The sequence below is a fragment of the Enterococcus sp. CSURQ0835 genome, assembly GCF_902706605.1.
GTDB lineage: Bacteria > Bacillota > Bacilli > Lactobacillales > Enterococcaceae > Enterococcus_A.
The window spans coordinates 19,617-41,305 of sequence record NZ_CACSLH010000016.1; the positions used below are offsets into that span (position 1 = coordinate 19,617).

The 21,689-nt window shown below is 42.7% G+C and carries 25 protein-coding genes and 1 tRNA gene; 3 read left to right on the forward strand and 23 right to left on the reverse strand.

The annotated features are described in order from the left end of the window. Positions 1-33 precede the first annotated feature (33 nt). The 7 genes from GVJ38_RS08200 to folB are packed head-to-tail and all read right to left on the reverse strand — an operon-like array spanning position 34 to position 3,996. The gene (locus GVJ38_RS08200) at positions 34-987 is read right to left on the reverse strand and encodes an SPFH domain-containing protein (RefSeq protein ID WP_159722717.1); all 954 of its coding nucleotides are present in this window, start codon (positions 985-987) and stop codon (positions 34-36) included. Beyond that, the gene (locus GVJ38_RS08205) at positions 974-1,204 is read right to left on the reverse strand and encodes a hypothetical protein (RefSeq protein ID WP_235032851.1); all 231 of its coding nucleotides are present in this window, start codon (positions 1,202-1,204) and stop codon (positions 974-976) included. Before GVJ38_RS08205 ends, GVJ38_RS08200 begins: the two co-directional genes overlap by 14 nt. Further along, entirely contained in the window at positions 1,205-1,999 is a 795-nt protein-coding gene (folP, locus tag GVJ38_RS08210) for a dihydropteroate synthase (protein ID WP_159722670.1), read from the reverse strand. Beyond that, entirely contained in the window at positions 1,992-2,591 is a 600-nt protein-coding gene (locus GVJ38_RS08215; RefSeq protein WP_159722671.1) for a non-canonical purine NTP pyrophosphatase, read from the reverse strand. Before GVJ38_RS08215 ends, folP begins: the two co-directional genes overlap by 8 nt. After that, positions 2,584-3,147 carry a GTP cyclohydrolase I FolE gene (gene folE, locus GVJ38_RS08220; RefSeq protein ID WP_159722672.1) on the reverse strand — a complete coding sequence of 188 codons (564 nt, stop codon included), beginning with the start codon at positions 3,145-3,147 and terminating at the stop codon, positions 2,584-2,586. The genes GVJ38_RS08215 and folE overlap by 8 nt, the downstream gene beginning before the upstream one ends. A 1-nt stretch (position 3,148) precedes the next feature. Further along, on the reverse strand, positions 3,149-3,631 hold the full coding sequence (gene folK, locus GVJ38_RS08225; RefSeq protein WP_159722673.1) for a 2-amino-4-hydroxy-6-hydroxymethyldihydropteridine diphosphokinase: 483 nt from the start codon (positions 3,629-3,631) through the stop codon (positions 3,149-3,151). Then, complete coding sequence (folB, locus tag GVJ38_RS08230; protein WP_159722674.1) at positions 3,628-3,996, reverse strand: dihydroneopterin aldolase; 369 nt, start codon at positions 3,994-3,996, stop codon at positions 3,628-3,630. Before folB ends, folK begins: the two co-directional genes overlap by 4 nt. Before the next feature lie 272 nt (positions 3,997-4,268). Here folB and GVJ38_RS08235 point away from each other — a divergent pair, with 272 nt between their 5' ends. Next, entirely contained in the window at positions 4,269-4,964 is a 696-nt protein-coding gene (locus GVJ38_RS08235) for a CPBP family intramembrane glutamic endopeptidase (protein ID WP_159722675.1), read from the forward strand. A 478-nt stretch (positions 4,965-5,442) separates the two neighbouring features. Here the strand turns inward: GVJ38_RS08235 and GVJ38_RS08240 are convergent. After that, a tRNA-Gly gene (locus GVJ38_RS08240) sits at positions 5,443-5,513 on the reverse strand. Between the two features lie 114 nt (positions 5,514-5,627). On the opposite strand from GVJ38_RS08240, the gene GVJ38_RS08245 reads away from it, so the two are divergent. Continuing rightward, a complete protein-coding gene (locus tag GVJ38_RS08245) occupies positions 5,628-5,969 on the forward strand; it encodes a thioredoxin family protein (protein WP_159722676.1) in 342 nt (113 codons plus the stop codon). A 29-nt stretch (positions 5,970-5,998) separates the two neighbouring features. Here GVJ38_RS08245 and rpmG read toward each other — a convergent pair whose 3' ends face one another. From rpmG to GVJ38_RS08270, 5 genes are all read right to left on the reverse strand, one after another. Then, positions 5,999-6,148, reverse strand: coding sequence for a 50S ribosomal protein L33 (rpmG, locus tag GVJ38_RS08250; RefSeq protein WP_159722677.1), 150 nt, complete (start codon positions 6,146-6,148; stop codon positions 5,999-6,001). Between the two features lie 117 nt (positions 6,149-6,265). After that, a complete protein-coding gene (locus GVJ38_RS08255; RefSeq protein ID WP_159722678.1) occupies positions 6,266-6,745 on the reverse strand; it encodes a glutathione peroxidase in 480 nt (159 codons plus the stop codon). Positions 6,746-6,867: 122 nt separating this feature from the next. After that, positions 6,868-8,988, reverse strand: a complete 2,121-nt coding sequence (locus GVJ38_RS08260; protein WP_159722679.1) for a penicillin-binding transpeptidase domain-containing protein — start codon at positions 8,986-8,988, stop codon at positions 6,868-6,870. 341 nt (positions 8,989-9,329) lie between these two features. Continuing rightward, the gene (gene thrS, locus GVJ38_RS08265; RefSeq protein WP_159722680.1) at positions 9,330-11,276 is read right to left on the reverse strand and encodes a threonine--tRNA ligase; all 1,947 of its coding nucleotides are present in this window, start codon (positions 11,274-11,276) and stop codon (positions 9,330-9,332) included. 362 nt (positions 11,277-11,638) lie between these two features. Continuing rightward, complete coding sequence (locus GVJ38_RS08270; protein ID WP_159722681.1) at positions 11,639-11,821, reverse strand: 2-hydroxymuconate tautomerase; 183 nt, start codon at positions 11,819-11,821, stop codon at positions 11,639-11,641. 208 nt (positions 11,822-12,029) lie between these two features. Between GVJ38_RS08270 and helD the strand changes: the two genes are divergently transcribed. Beyond that, entirely contained in the window at positions 12,030-14,309 is a 2,280-nt protein-coding gene (gene helD, locus GVJ38_RS08275) for an RNA polymerase recycling motor HelD (RefSeq protein WP_159722682.1), read from the forward strand. Positions 14,310-14,386: 77 nt separating this feature from the next. Here helD and GVJ38_RS08280 read toward each other — a convergent pair whose 3' ends face one another. The 10 genes from GVJ38_RS08280 to GVJ38_RS08325 form a co-directional block, all read right to left on the reverse strand. Further along, positions 14,387-15,100: a YebC/PmpR family DNA-binding transcriptional regulator gene (locus GVJ38_RS08280; protein WP_159722683.1), complete on the reverse strand. Its 714-nt coding sequence runs from the start codon at positions 15,098-15,100 to the stop codon at positions 14,387-14,389. Between the two features lie 71 nt (positions 15,101-15,171). Further along, a complete protein-coding gene (locus GVJ38_RS08285) occupies positions 15,172-16,311 on the reverse strand; it encodes a nucleotidyltransferase (protein WP_159722684.1) in 1,140 nt (379 codons plus the stop codon). Between the two features lie 74 nt (positions 16,312-16,385). Then, positions 16,386-17,114, reverse strand: a complete 729-nt coding sequence (locus GVJ38_RS08290) for a class I SAM-dependent methyltransferase (RefSeq protein ID WP_159722685.1) — start codon at positions 17,112-17,114, stop codon at positions 16,386-16,388. Further along, positions 17,114-17,452, reverse strand: a complete 339-nt coding sequence (gene rsfS, locus GVJ38_RS08295) for a ribosome silencing factor (protein WP_159722686.1) — start codon at positions 17,450-17,452, stop codon at positions 17,114-17,116. The genes GVJ38_RS08290 and rsfS overlap by 1 nt, the downstream gene beginning before the upstream one ends. A gap of 37 nt (positions 17,453-17,489) precedes the next feature. Beyond that, entirely contained in the window at positions 17,490-18,083 is a 594-nt protein-coding gene (gene yqeK / locus GVJ38_RS08300) for a bis(5'-nucleosyl)-tetraphosphatase (symmetrical) YqeK (RefSeq protein ID WP_159722687.1), read from the reverse strand. Beyond that, a complete protein-coding gene (locus GVJ38_RS08305) occupies positions 18,073-18,666 on the reverse strand; it encodes a nicotinate-nucleotide adenylyltransferase (RefSeq protein ID WP_200849477.1) in 594 nt (197 codons plus the stop codon). The genes yqeK and GVJ38_RS08305 overlap by 11 nt, the downstream gene beginning before the upstream one ends. 96 nt (positions 18,667-18,762) lie before the next feature. Beyond that, on the reverse strand, positions 18,763-19,074 hold the full coding sequence (yhbY, locus tag GVJ38_RS08310; protein WP_159722689.1) for a ribosome assembly RNA-binding protein YhbY: 312 nt from the start codon (positions 19,072-19,074) through the stop codon (positions 18,763-18,765). A gap of 23 nt (positions 19,075-19,097) precedes the next feature. Then, positions 19,098-20,207: a ribosome biogenesis GTPase YqeH gene (yqeH, locus tag GVJ38_RS08315; RefSeq protein ID WP_159722690.1), complete on the reverse strand. Its 1,110-nt coding sequence runs from the start codon at positions 20,205-20,207 to the stop codon at positions 19,098-19,100. Positions 20,208-20,210: 3 nt separating this feature from the next. Further along, positions 20,211-20,735 carry a YqeG family HAD IIIA-type phosphatase gene (locus tag GVJ38_RS08320; protein WP_159722691.1) on the reverse strand — a complete coding sequence of 175 codons (525 nt, stop codon included), beginning with the start codon at positions 20,733-20,735 and terminating at the stop codon, positions 20,211-20,213. 215 nt (positions 20,736-20,950) lie between these two features. After that, positions 20,951-21,685: an amino acid ABC transporter ATP-binding protein gene (locus GVJ38_RS08325; RefSeq protein ID WP_159722692.1), complete on the reverse strand. Its 735-nt coding sequence runs from the start codon at positions 21,683-21,685 to the stop codon at positions 20,951-20,953. Positions 21,686-21,689 lie beyond the last annotated feature (4 nt).

A 21,689-nucleotide genomic window follows, 5' to 3' on the forward strand; every position in this document is an offset into this window, starting at 1 on the left:
TTTGGATCAGCGCGGCTATTTGCTTTAGCGAGCTTATTTTTGCTGGCTGGTTTTATCCCACAATTCTTTGACGATCGGGACATTGCCTACTTCGGTTAAATTGCTCGGCATGATCACAGTGTTCGCATTATTTTCCACCACGTGTTTGAATGCCTCGATGCCTAGATAAGCAATCATTTCATCTGTGAGATTACTTTCAGCGATCACTTGATTGACAGCTTTGATGCGCGCTGTTTCAGCTTCGGTGATTTTAGCGATGCGCGCAGCTTCGGCATCAGCGTCGATCTTCGTCCGCTCAGCACGAGCCTCTGCATCGATTTTCGTTTGTTTTGCTCGCGCCTCTGCATCAATTTGCATCTCAGAGGCTTTGGCTTCTGACTCTAAAATGACTGATTGTTTTTTCCCCTCTGAGATCGTGATCAACGACTCTTTATCACGACTGGCGGTGATCAATTTGTTCATGGAGTTGACGATCTCATCTGAAACGGAAATCTCCCCGATATTGATTCGATCGATGGAAAGTCCGTAACCGGCTGTGATATCTTTGACGCTCTCATACAAACTCAAATTGATCTCTTCAGTACCATTCAAAACTTCATTTAATTCCATCTTCCCGATGATCCCGCGCAAGTTTGACTGACAATCTTGGATCATGGAAGTCACCGAATCTTCATTGTCATAGACAAACGCTCGCGCATCCGTCACATGGTATTTGATTGCTTCATCGATCTCGACGATCACATTGTCTCGCGTGATAACACTTTGCGGCGGGATCTGGATCGGTGTTTGCTTCAAGGACACTTTGCGGCGAACATTGTATAAGATGGGGATTAAAAAATGTAGACCCGGATCGATCGTGCGCACATATTTCCCAAAACTTTCCACGACTTTGACTTCTCCTTGCCGCACAATCACTACCATCCGCGTAATGACAAACAGGATCACCACTAGTACGAGGATAAATAAAATAATATTAAATACTACCAACATAATTCACATCACTTTCGTCTTTTTCATACGTCACAACCACTAACAACTCACGGCTCGTAAAATCGACCACTTCCAGCAACACGCCGACTTCTGGCATGCCGGAAACGACTTTGTAATCATACCAACTGCCCAATATTCGAACTAAACCTGTCTGAGCACTCGTCTGACTACGGAAAATTTTCCCCACCGCTTTTTTCATTTGATAATCTGCCAACTATTCATCCCCTTCAACTAATGTTTGTTGCATTACCAAAGCTTGCTTCATACCAAAAACTTCATGGACCCGCACGATCTCAACACCTTTTTCTAGCGCGAACAAAGAAGCTTGAACGGAAGCGTAATCACGTTTTTCCGCCACGGTTTCTCCGGTCACCGCTCCGATCGTCCGCTTCCGAGAGATCCCAAATAAAAGCGGCAGATCCCGGTAGCGAAATCCGGCCGGCTCTTTTAAGATCGCTAAATTTTCAGCCGGCGTTTTATGAAAACCTAAGCCCGGATCAAAACAAAGCCGTGCTTGGTCGATGCCAAAGGTTTGACACTGTTGGATCTTTTCATCATAAAATCGTTGGATATCTTCGATCAACGAGCGCTCTGTTCGTTTACGTGAATGCATGAGTACGATCCCAACTGTCGGATGAGCTGCTAAAACTTCCGCCATCCCCGGAAAATCTAATCCTTTGATGTCATTAATGATGTCCGCCCCAGCCGCTATCACTGCTTCAGCTACTTCTGGATAAAATGTATCCACTGAGATGGGAACCGTAACTGCCTTTTTTAATTCTTCAATGACCGGCAAAATCCGTTCCAATTCAGCTTGCGGTGAGATCGCTTCATACCCTGGCCGTGTCGATTGTCCGCCAATGTCTAAAATATCGGCACCTTGCGCTACTAATTCTTTGCCGCGAGCAACTGCTTGACTCACTTCGGCATACCGACCGCCATCTGAAAATGAATCGGGCGTCACATTCAAAATTCCCATGATCTGATTTTTTTTCGTGAAATCAACCATCATCTTCCTCCTTGATCAACTGCCGTTTTTTTAATTGCTGACTCAACTCTCGAAACGCTTGGACCCGCGGACTATATTTTGCCCGTTGTGTTGCTGTCAATTGTGCAAGCGTTCGTTGTTCATTTGGTACATACAAGATCGGATCAAAACCAAATCCTTGCGTGCCTCGCGCATCCGTCACAAGTCCCGTCAATTGCGCGTGACTAGTCAAAAGCGCTTGACCATCAAAATAAACTAATGTTGCCTGCAACGTAAACGCGCGGGAGGCTTCCGGCTGAGCTGCAAGCAGTGCGAGCAGCTGAGCGTTTTGCTGTTTGGGATCTGAACTGGTAAAAAAACGCTGCGTCTTCAACCCTAAAATGTCAGGAAAAGCAGCCAGCTCCAACCCGCCATCATCGGCTAGCACGGGTCGTTGTAATTTTTGATAATAAAATCGGGCTTTTAACATTGCATTAGCTAAATACGTTGTGCCACTTTCATTTGGCGCAGAAAGCTCTTTTGGTAACGGAATAAGTTTGATCTCTGGTGGGGCAGCTTGTTGCAATTCTTGCAACTTCCCATGATTTTTAGTCGCTGCAATCAGTTTAAGCATGATTGATCGCCGCTAAAAAATCTTGTTTCCATTCTCGCTGCTGGAATGCTCCAAGATAATGAAACGTTTTAGTTTTACTGTCGGGCGAGCGTACGCCGCGCATCTCCATACACATGTGTTTCGCTTCCACCGCAACAGCCACACCTTCCACCGGAACATGTTCAGCTAATAACTCTGCGATCATGACGGTCAAATTTTCTTGGACGTTGGGACGTTTCGCACAATACTCAACGAGCCGCGGTAATTTGCTCAAGCCGATCACTTTGTTTTCTTTCGGAATATACGCGATATGGACTTTGCCGAAAAACGGTAGCAAGTGATGCTCACACATGGAATAAAAATGGATATCTTTGACAACTACCATCTCACCTTGATTATTGGCCTCAAATAATTTATAGTCGGTAAATTCTTCCGTCAAGCCGCTAAAAATTTCTTGATACATCCGCGCGACCCGTTGCGGCGTTTCTTGCAGACCTGGTCGGGTTGGATCTTCTCCCACCGCGCTTAAAATTTGACTGACTGCTTGTTCGATCTGCTGCCTTTTTTCGATCTCCATCTTACCACTCCTCTTTTGCTAACCGGACATCTACTTGGTTGCCCGTTTCGGTGATCCATTTAGTCACCGTTTGTTCAAACAATTTTTCTGGGTGCACATCTTTTAATGGAACTAAAACAAAAGAACGTTTCAAAAGTTCAGGATGCGGAATCACAAGATCTGGTTCGTTCACTTTGAGCTCATCCATTAGCAAAATATCTAAATCAATCGTTCGCGGGCCCCAATGAATCTCCCGCACCCGATCTAAGTCTTGTTCGATTTGTTGTAACTGTTCCAACAATTCATGCGGTGAATAGGTGGTCGTTACTTTGATGACAGCATTTAAAAAATCTGCTTGCTGTGTATAGCCATAAGGCGCTGTCTCATATAATTTTGATGAGGCTCGCAACGTGACCTCAGAAAGTTGTGCGATTTTTTCGCGTGCGGCCTTTAACCAAGCTAAGCGATTACCCATGTTACTGCCTAAAGCGATGTACGCGATCATTGGTCAAACCTTCTTTGCATCTCGACTTCGATATTATCAAATAGTCCTGGCATCGGCACACTGTACTTTCGAACGCGCAATGTCGCTGCGTGTAATTGGGTACTATATTGTTTTGCTAAGTCATCAAAAATCGCTGCTAACAACCCTTCCATCAAATTGAAACTTGAAGTTGCAACCCGCTGTGCGATCAAATCATTGACGGCAGCATAATTGATCGTATCGTTCACGTCATCGCTTTTGCCAGCTGCGGCTAGTGACAGTTCAAGTTCTACATCGAGTTCTAACTGCTGGCCTAAGACACGTTCTTCTTTTAACACACCATTTTTAGTATAAAATTTGAGATTGTTGATTCGGATTTTGTCCACTATGAATTGTCTCCTTTGAAAAAGGTTACCTCTAATATAGCTTGCCGTGATCTAAAAGTCATCTTAAATGTCACATTTTTTCGTCAGACTTCTAACTTTACTTTTTCAAGGTCTTTCTCTAGGATGAGAGGTGAAAGTCTTAGCCCGTTGACTTTTTTATCGCGGCCAATCAGTTGCCCTTATTTTTTATTTTACTTGCACACTGAGCAAAACGCGGTGACTTTGATTTTCAATTAACCCGATCTTTTCTGATCGTAATTAAGGAGGCACTTATGGAAAATTCAAAAAAACAATGGTTGGGATTATTGGTCATCCCGCTAGAAATGATCATCGGCAACCTCGTCGTCCCGCTTTTTCCCATCAAAGAACATCCGCTTTTAGGCGTTTACTTAACGACTGGCGTATTCGTAATCGGTTTTTTGACAATGATTTTATTGTTCAAAAGTTTTTTAGCCCAACAGTGGCGAAACTACCGGCAACATCTAGTTCGCAATCTTTTGATCAGTTTAGTCTTAGTGGTGGGAGCCGTCTTATTATTACAATTTTCGCGTAAACTCATCCCGGCTGACTTACTCGTTCAACGCGCGACGCAAAACCCCACCAGTGCTTTAAAAGCAACGGCGTGGATAGGCTTCATCGGAGCGATCCCACCTTTTATCGCGCCTTTTGCCGAAGAGCTGACGTTTCGGTATTTGCTCTTAGGAAAAATCCCCGGCAAGTTGTTAAAGGTCGTGATGCTCTTTGTCCAAGGAATTTTGTTTGGTTTGATTCACATCAATAACTTTAACGGCAATGTTTTTGCTACGATTCCTTACATGGTGATTGGCATTTATTTCGGCCTCATCTACTTAGCTTTTAAAAATATTTGGGGTTCCTTGATGGTCCACTGGATCTTCAACTCCATCAACTCGATGCTGCCTGCCTTGCTTTTATTGATTTTAAGTCTTTTTGGTATTCATACGAGCTAACTAAAAAAGTTTGACCGCGTAATTGGGTCAAACTTTTTTTAACGGAAGAAAGCTAAAACAAATAATAGCCCGATCATCATCAAATATATCGCTAACCCGATCGGCTGATAAGGATTTAACCTCCAACCATACTCAATCGTACGTGGTAAAAAAATTCTTTTTTGCGAGCGTGATCCCCTGAATAAACTTCCAATCAAATCAATCAGGATGACGCCACCACCACACAGTGAAATAAAACCAACTGTACTCGTTTGTCAAAGCGTCTGACGCCCTAACAGCAAAAGCAAAACAAAAACGAGCATCATAACAACTGACCAAGGCATCTTTTTCATTCTAATCAGCTCCTTGTGTGCTCATTGTACAAAGAAAAAGCCAGCCTGCCTAGTTCCCCACTGAACTTATTTTTTAATTTGAAAAAAGATTGAGCACTACAAAAAAACCAGCCCGCATTCAGCTGACTGGTCGCATTTTTTAATTAAGCGGGTGACGAGAATCGAACTCGCGACGGAAGCTTGGGAAGCTTCTGTTTTACCACTAAACTACACCCGCAAATCTCAACAAAAAGTATTATACCTCTCTTCTAGTCGCGACACAAGTAGTTTATAAACAAAAATTTTGACTTTCGACCAGTCGCCGACTACATTTAAGAAAAGAGGTGACGCTATGACTTTAAACAAAGTGCAAACAGCTATTACAAATCAGCCAACAGTCGTCGTTTTTATTTCTAGCCGCACTTGCAGCATCTGTCACGCAGATGAGCCACGCGTACGGGCGTTAGCACAACAGTCCCACTTACCTTATTACCAATTAGACATCATGGACGAGCCCGCCTTAGCCAGTATCTTTGAAGTGCTGACGGTTCCGGCCGTTTTGATTTTCCATCAAGGCAAAGAATGGTCACGCCAAGCTCGCTTCATCGAATTTAACCAATTAACCGCTGACTTTGACGCGTTGGTAACAATAAGTGCACCTGTAAATTATGAAGACTTGTTCAAAAAAAACTAGCAGCTTGCAAGCTGCTAGTTTTTGTTTCATTATTTGACTTCTTTATGCAAAGTAACTTTACGTTCGCGTGGGCAGTATTTTTTCTTTTCCAAGCGATCAGGGTTGTTACGTTTGTTTTTGCTGGTCAAGTAGTTGCGTTCTTTACAAGAAGTACATTCTAAAGTGATGTTTACGCGCATGATTTTCCCTCCCCTGCTTTAAAATGCTAAGATAATTCTCAGACTAAGTTATCATACCATGTTTGTTTTCATTTGACTAGTCTTTTTGCGAAATTCGTTAAGTAGTTCTACTTGACGTTACGCTAAAATAGTTTTGATATCTGCCGCAATCTCTTCCGGCTTCGTTTTTGATGCGTAGCGTTTTACCACGTTTCCCTTTCGATCAACCAAAAACTTTGTGAAATTCCATTTGATCGCATTGTTAAGTAAACCACCTTGCGCAGTTTTTAAAAAATGATACAGTGGTGCTTCATTTTCACCGTTGACTTCGATCTTAGCAAACGTCTCAAATGTCGTGTGATATGTCAACTGACAAAACTCCGCGACTTCTTCATTTGATCCAGGTGCTTGGTGACCAAATTGATTACACGGAAAATCTAAAATCTCAAAGCCAGCTGGTTGAAATTCATCATAGAGTTTTTGTAAACCTTCATATTGTGGCGTAAAACCACAACCGGTCGCGGTGTTAACGATCAGTAAGACTTTACCTGCGTAGTCATTTAAATCCTTCAAGCTGCCATCGGTTTGTTTCACGTTGAAATCATAGATCGTATTCATCTTATCCGCTCCTTATTTTGGGTCTGCCTCATTTTATCGTGCGTATTAAAAACGTGCGAATCATCTGCTTCAAACTAAAAAAATTGCGGACAAGAGTCAGGTAAACTCAGGTCCGCAATTTTTTATTTACCATATGTTTGAGCAAAAGCGTTGATCACATCTTTGGCGATCGCTTTGTTCGTGTCATCGTGATCAACGGAAAGATTTGGCAGCATCACACTGATAGCTACTCGTGGTTTATCATAAGGCGCATAAGTTACGAGATTACTATTGATCGTATTGACGACTTGACCATCGATTGGGACTGATGTTTCGGCTGTCCCGGTCTTAGCAGCAGGATTGAGTTCCGCATCTTGCAGATCTGTCGCTGTTGTATACGCGTCATGACCGTGAACTGCTTGATAGAATCCTTCTTTGATGATCCCCATCTGTTCAGCAGAGATCTTGACTTGACCGAGCTTGTCGCCGCTCATTGTTTTGATCACTTTATTTTTATCAAGATTTCCATTGGCATCATTGCCATAGACTCCCTTAACTACATGAGGCGCGATTCGAGTTCCACCATTTGCTACCGTTGACGCGTACTGAGCTAATTGCATCGGTGTATACGTATCATACTGTCCAAAAGATAAATCGAGCAAATTACCGCCGCCAGGAGCGTATTTGTCATCACCAAAATCTTTGTTGATGTAACCAGCAAATTCATTTGGTAGATCAATCCCTGTCTTCACACCCATCCCATATTCAGCAAACGCATTTCGTAATTTGTCATACATTTCTTTTGAGCTTGCACTAGTTGGCAAACTCATCTCCGGCACGTATTGAACACCTAACATCCGCAAAACGATCTGCATCATGTAAGAGTTCGATGACCACTCTAATGCTTTAACCGTATTCATCGGGATCGTCGAATTGCGGTTGAAGATGGAACTTTTCACCGCTGTTCCTGCTAGCTTGATTGGCTGATCGATCATCGTATCATTCCCACTGATCACACCTTGTTCGTAACCCGCCGTGATCGTACCCGCTTTGACGACTGAGCCCGGTTCAAACGCACTACTGATCGTTCCTAATGTATTTTCTTGGATCTCGCGACTTCCCGGTTGGTGTGAATAGCCAGCCATCGCTAAGACTTGTCCGTTATTAGGGTCCATCGCCACGACGTAAGCTCCCGGTGAATAGATCGCTTGACCATTGTTGACGAGATTTTGATAGTGGTTGCGCAAAATATCGCCGACTTGTTTTTGAAAATCACTGTTGATAGTCAACACGAGATTATCGCCTTTTGATCCTTTTTTGATTTCTTTTTGGCCGGTGATATTCCCTTGCTGATTCAACGAGACTTGATACTCTGTTTTTTTACCTTGCAAGACACTTTCGTATTCTTTTTCTAAATAGCTGATGCCGACGCGATCATTTCGTTGGTACCCTTTTTTCAAATACTTAGCCGCATCTTCAGCAGGCAAGCCTTGCTTTTCAGTCGAAACGGTTCCTAAAATACTTTTCAATGAGCTGTCAGCTGAATCATTGTAAGAACGTTGCCAGTCTGTTCCAGTAGAAACCCCAGGCAATTCAGCCGAACGTTCTGCAATCGTTGCTAACTCTTCATTAGTGACGCCTTTACTTTTAATGTAGACCGTATTCAATGTCGCCGCTGAATTCATTTTTTTGAAGATCGTCGCTGCTTTCATTTCTGTTTCATTGAACTGGATCTCATCTTTTGTCACGTGATGGACTAGCGCTGCATATTGCTCAGCTGACTCTAATCCTTTTTCTTTAAAGCTCAAACGTTTTTGGGCTTCTTCCAGTTGTTTTGGATCAGCTAACCAATAATCTTTTTTATCACGCGTCGTGAGATCTTCTGCCGGCACATCGATCAATTGATTCAATTGATTCGCTAACTTGTAAAGATCTTTGCCTTCCATATTGTTGCCACGGGTAAATGTGATAGCAGGATTTGCTTCATTACTGACTAACGCCGTCCCATTAGCGTCATAAATCACACCTCGTGGAGTTGAACCGGTGACTTTAATCGTAGTCGATGATTTTAGTTCTTTTCGCATCGCATCTCCATTGACCACTTGTAAATAACCAAGCCGTCCGATCAAAACCACGAATAGTCCCAATACGATATAAAAAAGGATCGTTAAACGAAATGGAAGATGACTTTTACTTTGCTGATTTGCCGCATCCGCCTTTTTTAATTTATTCAGCCAGTTTCCAAAATTATGTTTTTTTCTCATTGAATTTGTTTTCCTTCCATGCATGCAATTGTCCTTTTTCTATTGTAGCGGAAAAACGGTGATTAAAAAAGTCCTAGTCAAAAACTTCGTAACCAGTTAAAAAGATTTTAACGTTTTCTGTTTCACGCCCACGATAAAAAAATTTTTCGTATTGATAAAAATACGCAATTCAACGAGATTATAATTCAACTTGCGTGTGAAACATTTTTTTCTGACCAATTTTGTGGATAACTCGACGTAAATCTTCGCATTCAAGAAGCCTCATGTTTTTGTTTTAAGTCGCTTTAAAAATGACCATAAAAAAACCAGCGATCAATTAAGATCGCCGGTCAGTTAAACTATTAGTCGCGGTTACGACTCATATTTTCGATATCGTCTTTGATCGCATCCACAAAAATATTCAATTCTTGGGCTTCTTGTTCTTCACTACCGTAACGGCGAACGTTGACGCTAGCATTTTCGACTTCTTTATCCCCGACAACTAACATGTACGGAATTTTTTGCGTTTGGGCTTGGCGCATCTTGTAGCCGACTTTTTCATTGCGATCGTCTACTTCAACTCGTACACCTTCACGCATTAAACGGTCTTTGACTTCATACGCGTAGTCACCGTGATGTTCCGGTGAAACCGGGATGATCATCACTTGTTCAGGAGCTAACCAAGTTGGGAATGCGCCTTTGTATTGTTCGATCAAATAAGCGGTGAATCGTTCCATCGTTGACACGACACTGCGGTGAACGACAACTGGGCGATGTTCTTTTCCATCTTCGCCGATGTAAGCTAATTCAAAACGCTCTGGTAATAAGAAATCAAATTGGATCGTTGAAAGTGTTTCTTCAGTCCCCAGTGCTGTTTGAACTTGCACATCAAGTTTTGGACCGTAAAATGCGGCTTCACCATCAGCTTCAAAATAATCAAAGCCAGATTCATCCATAACTTCTTTTAATAGTCGTTGTGAGTTTTCCCACATCTCGTCATCATCAAAATATTTTTCTGTGTTTTCTGGATCACGATAACTCAAACGGAAACGATAATCTTCAAAACCAAAGTCTTTGTACACTTCTAAGATCAAGTCGAGTGTCCGACGGAATTCTTCTTTGATTTGATCCGGACGAACGAAGATATGGGCATCGTTCATCGTCATTTCCCGTACTCGTTGTAAGCCAGATAACGCACCCGATTTTTCGTAGCGGTGATCCATCCCAAGTTCTGCGATTCGAATTGGGAGTTCGCGATAAGAATGGATATGATTTTTATAGATCATCATGTGGTGTGGGCAATTCATCGGACGTAAGACTAATGATTCTTCACCTTCACCCATATCCATCGTTGGGAACATATCGTCTTTATAATGATCCCAGTGACCAGAAGTTTTATATAAACCAGTATCAGCTAAGACTGGTGTGTACACATGCTCATAGCCCATTGAGATTTCTTTGTCGACGATGTAACGTTCAATCACGCGACGAATCGTAGCGCCTTTTGGTAACCAGAATGGTAAACCAGAGCCAACTTCTGGTGAGATCATAAAGAGATCAAGTTCTTTACCCAATTTACGATGATCCCGTTCTTTCGCTTCTTCTTTCATTTTTAAGAAGTGCTCAAGGTCGGCTTTTTTGAAAAAGGCTGTCCCATAGACCCGCTGCATCATCTTATTATCTGAATTTCCGCGCCAGTACGCACCGGCAACTGATAATAATTTGAACTCTTTGATCCGACCAGTTGAAGGCACGTGTGGTCCCCGGCAAAGGTCAGTGAACTCGCCTTGCGTGTAAGCGGTGATGACTTCATCTTCTGGCAGATCAGAAATCAATTCGACTTTATAAGGATCATAGCTGAAGAAATCGAGTGCTTCTTTGCGGCTCATGACTTTGCGTTCGATCGGTAAGTTTTCTTTGACGATCTCTTTCATTTTTTGTTCGATCTTTGGTAGATCTTCTTCTGAGATCGGATGTTCCCCATTATCAGTATCATAATAAAAACCATCGTCAATTGCTGGACCGACCCCAAAGTGGATATTAGGATACAGGCGACGCATCGCTTGGGCCATCAAATGCGCAGTTGAGTGACGCATCAAGTGAAGTGCTTCAGGATCATCTGGTGTCACCAAACGTACTTCGGCATCTTCTGTGATCGGCCGATTCAAATCTTCTAACGTACCATTGACGACGATCGCCAGAGCTTTTTTAGCTAATGATTTTGAAATGCCTTCAGCGATTTCTAAACCAGTCACACCATCGTGCAGTTCATCTACTGAACCGTCAGGAAATGAAATTTTTACTGTCATGAATTGATCCTCCTAAAATTTTATCAATCGATTGAAGTAAGCCTGCCTGAACTCAAAGCTAAGAGACACCGCGCCAATAAAAAAAGTCCTAGTACCGCTATGGTACTAGGACGAATAAACGTGGTTCCACCTAATCTTCGAGCTTTCGCTCCTTTAGCGGCAAGTAACGTAGCCGAGACGCTTTCGGTTTGGCCAAAAGTTTGAAAAAGTGGTCATCCCTTACGCCACGCTGGAAAAGTTTCAGCCAAGCTTTTCCTCTCTAACAAACGGGCTGTGAAGTTCAGGTGTCTTTTTCTTCAATCAATTATTGTGTTCATTATAAACGGGGAGCTTCCTAAAAAGCAAGTATAAAAATCGTTTTTTTAAACCCACTTTTTACCGGCTGCATATTCTTGCTCGCCTTTTTTCAATTCTTTGACGAACACATGCACGTGTTCAGCTGGTGCCCCAGTATTTTTAGTGACTGCATCGGTGATGTCTTCCATCATTTGATTGATTTGTTCTTTCGAGCGTCCTTCGATCAATTCAACATGTACAAATGGCATTTGCTCTTCCTCCTTAAGTTTTTTCAATTATTCGGCTTCATTATACGCTAAATGAAGTCACTCGTCCAAAGGGAACGGTTTCACTTCTTTAGCTTTTTTGTCAAGCGATTAAGAAAAGATTACACTCAGGCCAAGTAGATGTATTCCTTTTACTTTACCGCCCTTTTCATGCTATAATATTTAGCCGTTAGCGTTAGGAGGATGCCTGATGAATGCCAGAGAAAAAGAACAAGTACATGTCACCGAAACGGTCGCGTTGATCGATCGTGAAGCGACTTTTTTAAAACAGCAAAAGCAAAAAAATCAAGCCCAGTTTGAAGAAAATTTACTCGAGACGACAAATCAAGAGATTCGGACAGGTTCCAATGAAGCGATGTTTGAATCAGCTGCGGACTATCGCCAGCACGAACAAGAATTGATGATCCGTTATCAAACATTAGCTTCTCAAGAAAAGCGCCAAAAAGTCTTACGTTTGATGAAAGATAATCCTTACTTTGCTCGGATCGATTTCAAAGAAGAAAATGAAACCGAAACGTTATATCTAGGGATCGCTTCACTGCGTGACAAAGACGAAGAAACGATCGTCATCGACTGGCGCGCACCAATCGCTAATTTATATTATGAAGGCGAACTCGGTCCGACCCACTATGAATCTCAAGGTGAGGAATTGCCTGTCGAACTTTTATTAAAACGCCAATTCAAGATCCGTGATGGCAAAATTTTATCGATGGTAGATACTTCAGAAGCCATTAATGATGATTTTTTATTAGAGATCTTAGACGAATCCTCTTCGAATCACATGAAAAATATCGTCTCAACGATCCAAAAAGCCCAAAACGAGATTATCCGCGATACCCACTCAAAAGTGCTCGTTGTAGAAGGCATCGCTGGAAGCGGAAAAACATCTGCGTTGTTGCAACGAGTCGCATTTTTACTTTACCGCAATCGTAAATGGCTGGACAATGAGCAAGTCCTTTTGTTTTCGCCAAACCATATTTTTTCTGATTATATCTCAACGGTTTTACCTTCATTAGGTGAAAGTGGAATCCCTACTGAGACCTTCAAAAGTTTCTTGAACCAGCTGTTGCCTCATTATCAGATCCATACCGAAGCCGGTCACGAAGAAGTGTTCTTATCCGGTCAAGATGATCGTGTCTTGCGCTTAAAAAGCAGTTTGGCATTAGTGGATCACTTGACACACTACACGCGTTCCATCACTGAATTTGGACCGCTGTTTCGGGATTTGAAATTAGGCGAGCAAGCGATTCTTACAAAAGAACAGATTCGCGCTTATTACCATCAAATGAATCCAGAACTTCCGATGTACCAACGCATTCGACTGTTACAAACAAAGCTGTTGAAAAAATTAGGCGGTATCCAAAAAGATGAGATGAAAAAACAATGGGCCAAAGACGCCGCGGAAGAATTATTGCAAGCAACTTACGTGGACAACCCCAATCTGGATGACACAGAAAAAGGCGAACGAAAATTACGCCGGCAGTTGACTGAAAAAGTCGTCCGCCAAAAATTACGGCCGATCAAACGTCGGATCATGCGTTTTAATTTTATCAATTACGCTAAACAGTACGTGCACTTTTTACAAAATATCCCAGCTGCTATTTTAGCCGCCTATCAATTAAGTCCCACTGACTGGCAGCAAGCGATCACACAAGTCAAACATGATCTCAAAAAACGTGATCTCAGTTTAGAAGATGCCACACTACTATTTCTCTTGATGAAGGCGATCTATCCACTGGATGTCAAACAAAAAGCGCGGTTCATCTTTATTGATGAGATGCAAGACTTTGCTCCTGCGCAAGTCGCACTCTTAAAAAAATTATACCCGAAAGCGACTTACACCTTCTGTGGCGATCTTAATCAAAAAGTTTTCGGCAATGAAAGTATGGAAACAGCTTTTGATGCGATCTTTGCCGAACAAGAGATCCGACACTTTGAGCTGACCACTAGCTACCGTTCCACTGAAGAGATCACTAACTTTGCCAATCAATTTTTGACGCAAGAAGAACGCGTGAAATTGACTGCTCGCAAGGGAGATGTCCCCACGATTTATTATGCTGCGGAAAGTTCAAAAATGATCGAAGGCATTGAAAAAGTTTTACAGCAAAGTGCGGAAGTTGCGAAATATTGGCGCACTGCGATCATTTGTAAAACAGTGGACGAAGCACAAAACTTGTATGATGCCTTAGCAACACAGCAACAAAAACACGTCCAATTGCTCGTCAATGAAGAAGATTTCATGAAAAAAAATCTGATCATCATCCCCGCCTTTTTAGCCAAAGGATTAGAATTTGATCGAGTCTTCGCTTGGAATGTCTCACCACAAAACTATCACACCGAACAAGACAAACTGATCTTGTACACGGTCTGCACACGGGCGATGCACGAATTAAATCTTTTAACGATCGAACAACAAAGCCCACTCTTAGAAACGATCCCTGAAGATGAGTATCAACGGGAAAATTTTTAATCTGTTAAATCTCAGCTGCTTAAATTATGACAGCTGAGGTTTTTTGCTGTACAAAAAAAGCCGTCACAAGGACAGCTTTATTCTTCAACGTTATGGAACACTTGTTGCACATCTTCTAAGTCTTCCAGTACATCGATCATTTTTTCAAATTTTTCTAAATCATCACCGGTCAATGTCACTTCATTTTGGGGGATCATTTGCATTTCAGCCATCGTAAACTCTGTGATGCCTTTTGCTTTTAACGCATCTTGAAGTGCATTAAAGTCACTCGGTTCGCCGTAAACGACAACTTGTCCATCTTCTTCTACAACGTCACGAACATCAAGGTCTTGCTCCATCAAATATTCTAAAATATCATCGGCATCTTCCCCCGCAAAACTAAAGAGCGCCGTGTTATCGAACATATAGGCTACCGCACCAGAGACCCCCATGTTCCCGCCATTTTTTCCAAAAGCAGCTCGAACGTCAGAAGCCGTCCGATTGACATTGTTGGTCAACGCGTCCACGATCACCATGGAACCGTTTGGACCAAAGCCTTCATAACGTAATTCTTGGTACTGTTCATCGCCAGCTCCTTTGGCTTTATCAATGGCGCGATCGATGATGTGTTTGGGAACGTTATACGTCTTCGCTCGTTCGATCACGAAGCGTAATTTTTGATTCGCATGCGGATCAGGTTCACCTGATTTCGCAGCAGCATAGATTTCAATACCGAACTTCGCATAGATCCGACTGTTTGCTCCGTCTTTTGCAGTTTTCTTTGCTACGATATTAGCCCATTTACGGCCCATAGTCTCACTTCACTTTCTAAAATTAATCCTTTTTCATTATACCTACCGGGTCGGTCTTTGCCTAGCTTTTTTTAAAATCGTAAAGGTGTCCGACCAAAGTTTTGCTCAACGCCAGTCACTAGCTGATAAACTTGATCGGCGCGAGTCGTCAAAAAGTGTTGCTGACTTTCTGCTTGTCCCATTTTAGCCGCTAGCGGTAGCGTAAAATTTTTGCGTTCTTGTTTCAAAAATCGCTGTCCCGCTTTGGTAAAACCTAACACATGTAACAGCGTCTGTTCTTGCTCGCGTTTGATCTCGTCTGCTGAAATTTGCAGCAACGTATAAAGTGCTAAGCGTTGCAATCGCGGCTTAGTGTAACGCTTTGTTTTGACTTGTTGAAGCCAAGCCGAAAAAGTTTCAGCACTCGTCGCTTGTTTGAGTCGATGTTCAATGCCTTCTTTCATTTGGTAGAGCTGGGGCAATCGTGCTAGGGAATCGACTGTCAATTGATATTGGAGATACGGCCAAAAATCCGTCCAGTCGATTCCGTGCTGTAATAATTCAACAGTTTGCTGTGGTACAAAGGTCTGCCAAGTTTCGCCAGCAAAAAAAGCTGTTCTGATCCCCGTAGCACTAGCAAACTTTTGGGGTTGGAGCAGCGTCTCATGGTACCCGCTATCTTTTCGTTTCACGGGGAAAAGTTCCATTGGTCGCAGATAGTCGGCATTTTCTTTAGCATAGCTCAAGCCTAAAATATGATTCGGGGGAAATTGCTCACTTTGCGGATACAATTCACGGATCACCGCCGCCATTTTTTCTGGGTAACTGAGTCCAGTTGGCAACATCTGAAACTTTTGATCGATCAATGCTTGATTCGTTTTAAAAAAATTACCGTAGTCTTGATAATCAAATGTTGTCTCATCATCCGTTCCAAAACACAAAGCATCACACTGCAAAGCTTGCAGCAGTCTGACTCCACCTTTTGCAAAATAATCGGCTGATTGGACTGCCCAAGCAAATGGCAACTCTACCACTAGATCGACACCATTTTGCAACGCGACTTCTGCACGCTGCCATTTGTCCATGATCGCCGGCTCGCCTCGCTGTAAAAAGTTACCACTCATCACGGCGATCACTACCTCAGCGCCACTTACTTTGCGCGCTTTTTGTGCATGATAGGCATGACCATTATGAAACGGATTATACTCAACGATGATTCCACAACTGCGCATCGTATTTCCTCCTGACCTTTAACGTTCTTCGAAAAAAACAGAGACCTACCTTTTGGCAAGTCCCCGCTGTTCGTTTATTTTTCACAGACAAAAAACCAACGTCGACTATCCGCTTGCGGTGCATCATCCGTAAAATCTGCTGCAACTTCAATCGTTTTAAAACCTGCTTGTTTCAACAATTGCTGATAAGTCGCCAGTGGATACGTTCGTTCATGGTGCAACTCATCAAAACGTTCAAAACGTTCATCTGACTGTTTGACAAAAAACGTCAAAAAATGCTCGATGCTGTGGGCGGCAGTTCCTGCATAACTATCCCACAAAAAAGCAAAGTCATCCGTTTGGTCGTGAAAACTATAATCTGGGAAAATAGTATCGATCTGATAAGTCGAATGCACATCAAAGATAAAACGTCCACCGGTTTCAAGCAAGTCATAAACACCTTGAAAAACTTTTGCAACGGCTTCTTCATCCGGCATGTAACACAACGAATCAGAAAAACAAGTCACCGCATCATAATGGCCGATGTCAGTCAAATCTAACATGTCTCCTGCGATCCAATTGATGGCAACATCGGCTGCAAAAGCCCGATCACTTGCTAAGGTCAGCATCTCTTCTGACAAATCCAGACCGGTCACTTCAAAACCGGCTTTCGCAAATTCCACCGCCAAAGCGCCCGTACCACACGCTAATTCTAAAACTTTTTTCGTTTGCGGCAGATGACGCAATGAAAAAGCCAACCACTTTTGATATAAAGTAGCATCCATCACCGCATCATAGACAAACGCAAATGTTTCATAAGCCATTAGTCTAACCAAGCCTCAATGTCAACGAGTGGTGCATCTGACCACAATTTTTCTAAATTATAAAATTCACGTTCGGAGTGGCTGAAGACATGCACGATCACATCACCGAGATCGATCAAGACCCATTTGCCGCCATCTTTTCCTTCGATCCGTTTGATAACCACTTGTTCTTTTTCTTCTTCTTCTACGATCGCATCCACGATCGCATTGATTTGGCGATCCGAGTTAGCTGAGCAGATCATAAAATAATCCGCTAACAGTGAGACCTTTGAGACATCTAGTGCGACGATATCCATGGCTCGTTTGGAATCTGCGGCCTTTACGGCGATTTCTAACATCTGTTTACTTTCAATACTAACTATGATAAATTCCTCCTTATTTTAAACCGGCTACCCACCGGTTGTAAGTTTCAATGGTTTTCGGGTAGATAGCTTTTTCTTGTTCGAGTAAAAACTGTAACGTATGTTTCGTTTCATAAGCCACTGCCTCGTTGAGATCGACTAACGCTAACTCACGCGCTTCAGTGACTCCAGGAAAGTCACGACCAGGTTCGATAAAATCAGCGACATAAATGATCTTATCAAGTGTCGTCATCTCAGCGGCACCGGTCGTATGTAAACGAATGGCATTCAAGATCTCTTCATCGGTGATTTTTAGTTCTCGTTTAACAAAGTCCGCGCCTACCACACCATGCCAGATCGCGTTACCAAATTTTAGCAGCTCCGCTTTATTTTCATACGTTCCTTCGGTGATCATCGTTGTGAATTCATCATCCGACCGTTCTTTGGCATAGTCATGGGTCAACGCAGCGATGCTGGCTTTAGCGTAAGGGACCTTAAATTTTTCTGCCAAGGCGATCGCCGTTTCTTCCACTCCTAAGACATGTTTAAAGCGGCGTTCGCTCATTTGCATCTGAACTTTTTGCATCAATATTTCTCGTTGTTGCGGTGTATACGGATCAAATTTCACGATAAAGCCCCTTTTCGTAAATGTATTCCCGAACTTTTTCCGGTACGAGATAGCGGATGGAACCACCAGCGGCAACTTGCTGGCGAATGTAACTAGACGACAATTGGATCTGAGGCACATCCACCCAAATGATCGGATAAGGACTTTCCAAGCCATAACCTGGTCGCTTCACGCCAACGAAATTCACTAGCTTGACCAGTTCATCGATCTTGTACCATTTAGGTAAATACGCGACTTCATCGCCACCAATAATAAAATAATATTCCGTGTCAGGGTTTTTAGCCGTCAATTCTTTCATCGTATCAAAGGTATAACTTTTCCCTTGCCGCGTCAATTCACGCGTATCGATTGCTAGATGCGGATTGTCTTCCGTGGCTAGCTCTAACATCTCTAGTCGCATTTGACTGTCGATCGTTTTTTTCTCGTCTACGTGCGGCGGTAAAAAAGAAGGGAGCAAGTGGACCCGCTCAAAGCCTAGCTTTTGTCCAACTTGTTCGGCGATCATCAAATGCGCTTGATGGACTGGATTGAAATTACCACCTAACAGCCCCACTTGCTTTTTTTTTCGTTTTAACTCGGTCATCGCGATCACTTTAGGAATCGTCAATACACTTTGATACACCGGAGCTCCCCCTCATTTTACAATTTCAAAGACTAGGTTTCCAAAAAATCGTGGCCCTTAGATCCCAGCGACTTCTTTTGAAAGTTTTTGATACTTTTCTTTGGTAGATGGTTTGTATAAAACTAATACGCGGCCGATGATCTGCACGATCGTACAATCGATCTTATTTTCTAAAACGTGCGCGACTTCTTCGGCGATCTCATCTGTATTTTGCAATAAATTTACTTTGATCAGCTCGCGTTTTTCCAACGCTTCGTTGATCTGAGCGACCATCGCATCCCCTATTCCATTTTTACCAATTTGGAAAATAGGTTGCAAGTGATGCGCCTTACTTCTTAAAAATCTTTTTTGTTTTCCTCGTAATTCCATCAAATTCTCCTTTGAATGCGATTTTAAACCAATGCTTTGCGCGTCAAGACGTCGACACCTTTAGGGGCCCAGCCAGCAATGACTGCCGGTCCTGGAACCATCACCCAGCCGAGTCCAGCAAAGACGATATCCGTTTTTTCTTTGAGCGAAAACTCAAAGCGGACCAGTTCAGGGAAATCCTCGACTTCTTCTGGTCGCGGCGGTTGCAATAGGCCACCAACATGTTTTTCGTAAAAGGCGTCGGCTTTAGCTAATTTTGTTCGATGGATCATGATCTCATTTGCGACATACGCGATAAACGAACTGCGCTCGCCTTGGATAAAATCAAAACGTGCTAACCCACCTAAAAATAAAGTCTGCTCGGCATTTAGCTGGTAGACTTTCGGTTTGATCTCTTTGTGAGGCGCAATGATCTTCAAATCATTTTTACCCAAGTAATGAGCCATTTGATGGCGGTGAATGATCCCCGGCGTATCAAATAAAAAGCTACCATCATCTAATGGGATTTCGATTTTATCTAACGTCGTGCCAGGAAAACGCGAAGTCGTAATCAAATCTTTAATTCCTTCTGTTTGTTTGATGATCTGATTGATCAAAGTCGATTTGCCGACATTGGTCACACCGACTACATACACATCGCGGCCTTCACGATATTTTTCAATCGCCGCTAATAGCTCGTCCATTTGATGCGGCTTACGCGCACTCGTCAAAAGCACTTCTTCAGGACGCAAGCCTTCTTCATACGCGCGCTCTTTCATCCATTGGATCAAGCGACCTTTTTTCAATGACTTCGGTAAAATATCGACTTTATTTCCGACAAGTAAAACAGGATTGTCTCCGATAAAACGATGCAGTCCTGGGATCAGTGAACCATTGAAATCAAAAATATCCACCACATTGACGATCAAGGCATCTTTACGTCCTAATTCATTTAGCAATCGTAAAAAATCATCATCCGTCAGTTGAACATCTTGGATCTCATTATAATGCCGCAGCCGAAAACACCGTTGGCAATACAACTCACCGCTTTCCAACCCTTTTTCTAAAGCCGACTGTGGTGTATAACCTAATTCATCAGGTTGTGTCGTTTGGATCTTCGCCCCACACCCGATACAAAATAATTCTTCTTCCATTCCTTAAATTCCCCGTTTCCAATCCATCTCAGGATTTTTCTTCAACAGTTGGGACATGACTTTCTTTTCAAAAAAACGATTGATCTTAGTATTCCATGCGTCACTGGGTACGATCGGTTTGACTAAAATGCTACGAACACCCGCGGCATTTGCTCCTTTGATATCCGTCATCAATTGATCCCCCACCATCACGATCTGATCGTTAGGTAAATTTAATTTTTCTTGAGCTAATCGGATGCCAAGTGAAAAAGGTTTCATCGCCCGCGCGACATAATCCAATTCAAATTTTTCCAATGCTCGGGCGACCCGACTAGCTTTATTATTAGAAACGACGACGACTGGGATCTTCGCTTGATCCATTACCCGCAGCCAATCAAATAATTCACCCGTACCATTGGGATTATCCCAAGCAATCAACGTATTGTCTAAATCCGTCAGAATCGCTTTGATTCCATGACTTTCTAATTGTTCTGGGGTGATCTGGTAGATCGCGTCTACCATCCAAGTTGGTTTATAACTTTTAAACATACGAACTCCTAGCTTTTTTTCTACACTCTCAAATGAAGATTATAACGCAATTAACCTAAAAACACCATAAGGGAAGTGGCACTGCCTGCAGACAAGCTAAAAATTATCGTGACTCGTAAACGGTTGAACAACTAGGCCGCACGCTTTAAAAATTTTTTTCGCCTGCTTGGCTTAAACAACAAAAAAGATCAGGCACACTACCTGATCTAAACTACTTATAATACTTTTGATAAGAAGTCGACTGTCCGTGGATTTTTCGTGTGATCGAAAACTTCTTCGGGAGTCCCTTCTTCGACGATCACGCCGCCATCCATGAAAATGATCCGATCGCCGACTTCTTTGGCAAACCCCATCTCATGCGTGACGATCATCATCGTCATCCCTTCTTTAGCTAATTGCTGCATAACCGCTAGCACATCGCCGACCATCTCAGGGTCAAGGGCAGAAGTTGGTTCATCAAAGAGCATGACATCTGGTTGCATCGCTAAAGCTCGCGCAATGGCGATCCGTTGTTGTTGACCACCTGATAGTGATTGCGGATAAGCCGAAGCTTTATCAGACAAGCCGACTTTTTCTAGCAACTCTTGTGCGATCTTTTCGGCTTCCGCTTTTGATAACCCTTTGACTTTGATCGGTGACAACGTGATATTATCTAAGACGGTCATGTTAGGAAATAAATTGAACTGTTGAAACACCATTCCCATCTTCTCACGTGTCTTGAAAATATCATTTTTCTTAGCCGTGATATCTTTGCCTTCAAACGAAATCGTTCCTGAAGTTGGCAGTTCTAATAAATTGATACAGCGCAAGAACGTACTTTTCCCAGAACCAGACGGCCCGATGATCACGACAACTTCACCAGCTGTGATCTCAGCAGAAATATCTTTTAAAACTTCATTATCACCGAATTTTTTATTTAAATGTTCAACCTGAACTAATGCTTCACTCATAAAA

What these genes read in the sequence shown, in the direction of transcription:
- folP (WP_159722670.1), bottom strand. Translation starts at nt 1,999, where the DNA reads ATGGTTGATTTCACGAAAAAAAATCAGATCATGGGAATTTTGAATGTG.
- GVJ38_RS08215 (WP_159722671.1), bottom strand. Translation starts at nt 2,591, where the DNA reads ATGCTTAAACTGATTGCAGCGACTAAAAATCATGGGAAGTTGCAAGAA.
- folE (WP_159722672.1), bottom strand. Translation starts at nt 3,147, where the DNA reads ATGGAGATCGAAAAAAGGCAGCAGATCGAACAAGCAGTCAGTCAAATT.
- folK (WP_159722673.1), bottom strand. Translation starts at nt 3,631, where the DNA reads ATGATCGCGTACATCGCTTTAGGCAGTAACATGGGTAATCGCTTAGCT.
- GVJ38_RS08235 (WP_159722675.1), top strand. Translation starts at nt 4,269, where the DNA reads ATGGAAAATTCAAAAAAACAATGGTTGGGATTATTGGTCATCCCGCTA.
- GVJ38_RS08245 (WP_159722676.1), top strand. Translation starts at nt 5,628, where the DNA reads ATGACTTTAAACAAAGTGCAAACAGCTATTACAAATCAGCCAACAGTC.
- rpmG (WP_159722677.1), bottom strand. Translation starts at nt 6,148, where the DNA reads ATGCGCGTAAACATCACTTTAGAATGTACTTCTTGTAAAGAACGCAAC.
- GVJ38_RS08255 (WP_159722678.1), bottom strand. Translation starts at nt 6,745, where the DNA reads ATGAATACGATCTATGATTTCAACGTGAAACAAACCGATGGCAGCTTG.
- GVJ38_RS08260 (WP_159722679.1), bottom strand. Translation starts at nt 8,988, where the DNA reads ATGAGAAAAAAACATAATTTTGGAAACTGGCTGAATAAATTAAAAAAG.
- thrS (WP_159722680.1), bottom strand. Translation starts at nt 11,276, where the DNA reads ATGACAGTAAAAATTTCATTTCCTGACGGTTCAGTAGATGAACTGCAC.
- GVJ38_RS08270 (WP_159722681.1), bottom strand. Translation starts at nt 11,821, where the DNA reads ATGCCATTTGTACATGTTGAATTGATCGAAGGACGCTCGAAAGAACAA.
- helD (WP_159722682.1), top strand. Translation starts at nt 12,030, where the DNA reads ATGAATGCCAGAGAAAAAGAACAAGTACATGTCACCGAAACGGTCGCG.
- GVJ38_RS08280 (WP_159722683.1), bottom strand. Translation starts at nt 15,100, where the DNA reads ATGGGCCGTAAATGGGCTAATATCGTAGCAAAGAAAACTGCAAAAGAC.
- GVJ38_RS08285 (WP_159722684.1), bottom strand. Translation starts at nt 16,311, where the DNA reads ATGCGCAGTTGTGGAATCATCGTTGAGTATAATCCGTTTCATAATGGT.
- GVJ38_RS08290 (WP_159722685.1), bottom strand. Translation starts at nt 17,114, where the DNA reads ATGGCTTATGAAACATTTGCGTTTGTCTATGATGCGGTGATGGATGCT.
- rsfS (WP_159722686.1), bottom strand. Translation starts at nt 17,452, where the DNA reads ATGTTAGAAATCGCCGTAAAGGCCGCAGATTCCAAACGAGCCATGGAT.
- GVJ38_RS08305 (WP_200849477.1), bottom strand. Translation starts at nt 18,666, where the DNA reads ATGACCGAGTTAAAACGAAAAAAAAAGCAAGTGGGGCTGTTAGGTGGT.
- yhbY (WP_159722689.1), bottom strand. Translation starts at nt 19,074, where the DNA reads ATGGAATTACGAGGAAAACAAAAAAGATTTTTAAGAAGTAAGGCGCAT.
- yqeH (WP_159722690.1), bottom strand. Translation starts at nt 20,207, where the DNA reads ATGGAAGAAGAATTATTTTGTATCGGGTGTGGGGCGAAGATCCAAACG.
- GVJ38_RS08320 (WP_159722691.1), bottom strand. Translation starts at nt 20,735, where the DNA reads ATGTTTAAAAGTTATAAACCAACTTGGATGGTAGACGCGATCTACCAG.
- GVJ38_RS08325 (WP_159722692.1), bottom strand. Translation starts at nt 21,685, where the DNA reads ATGAGTGAAGCATTAGTTCAGGTTGAACATTTAAATAAAAAATTCGGT.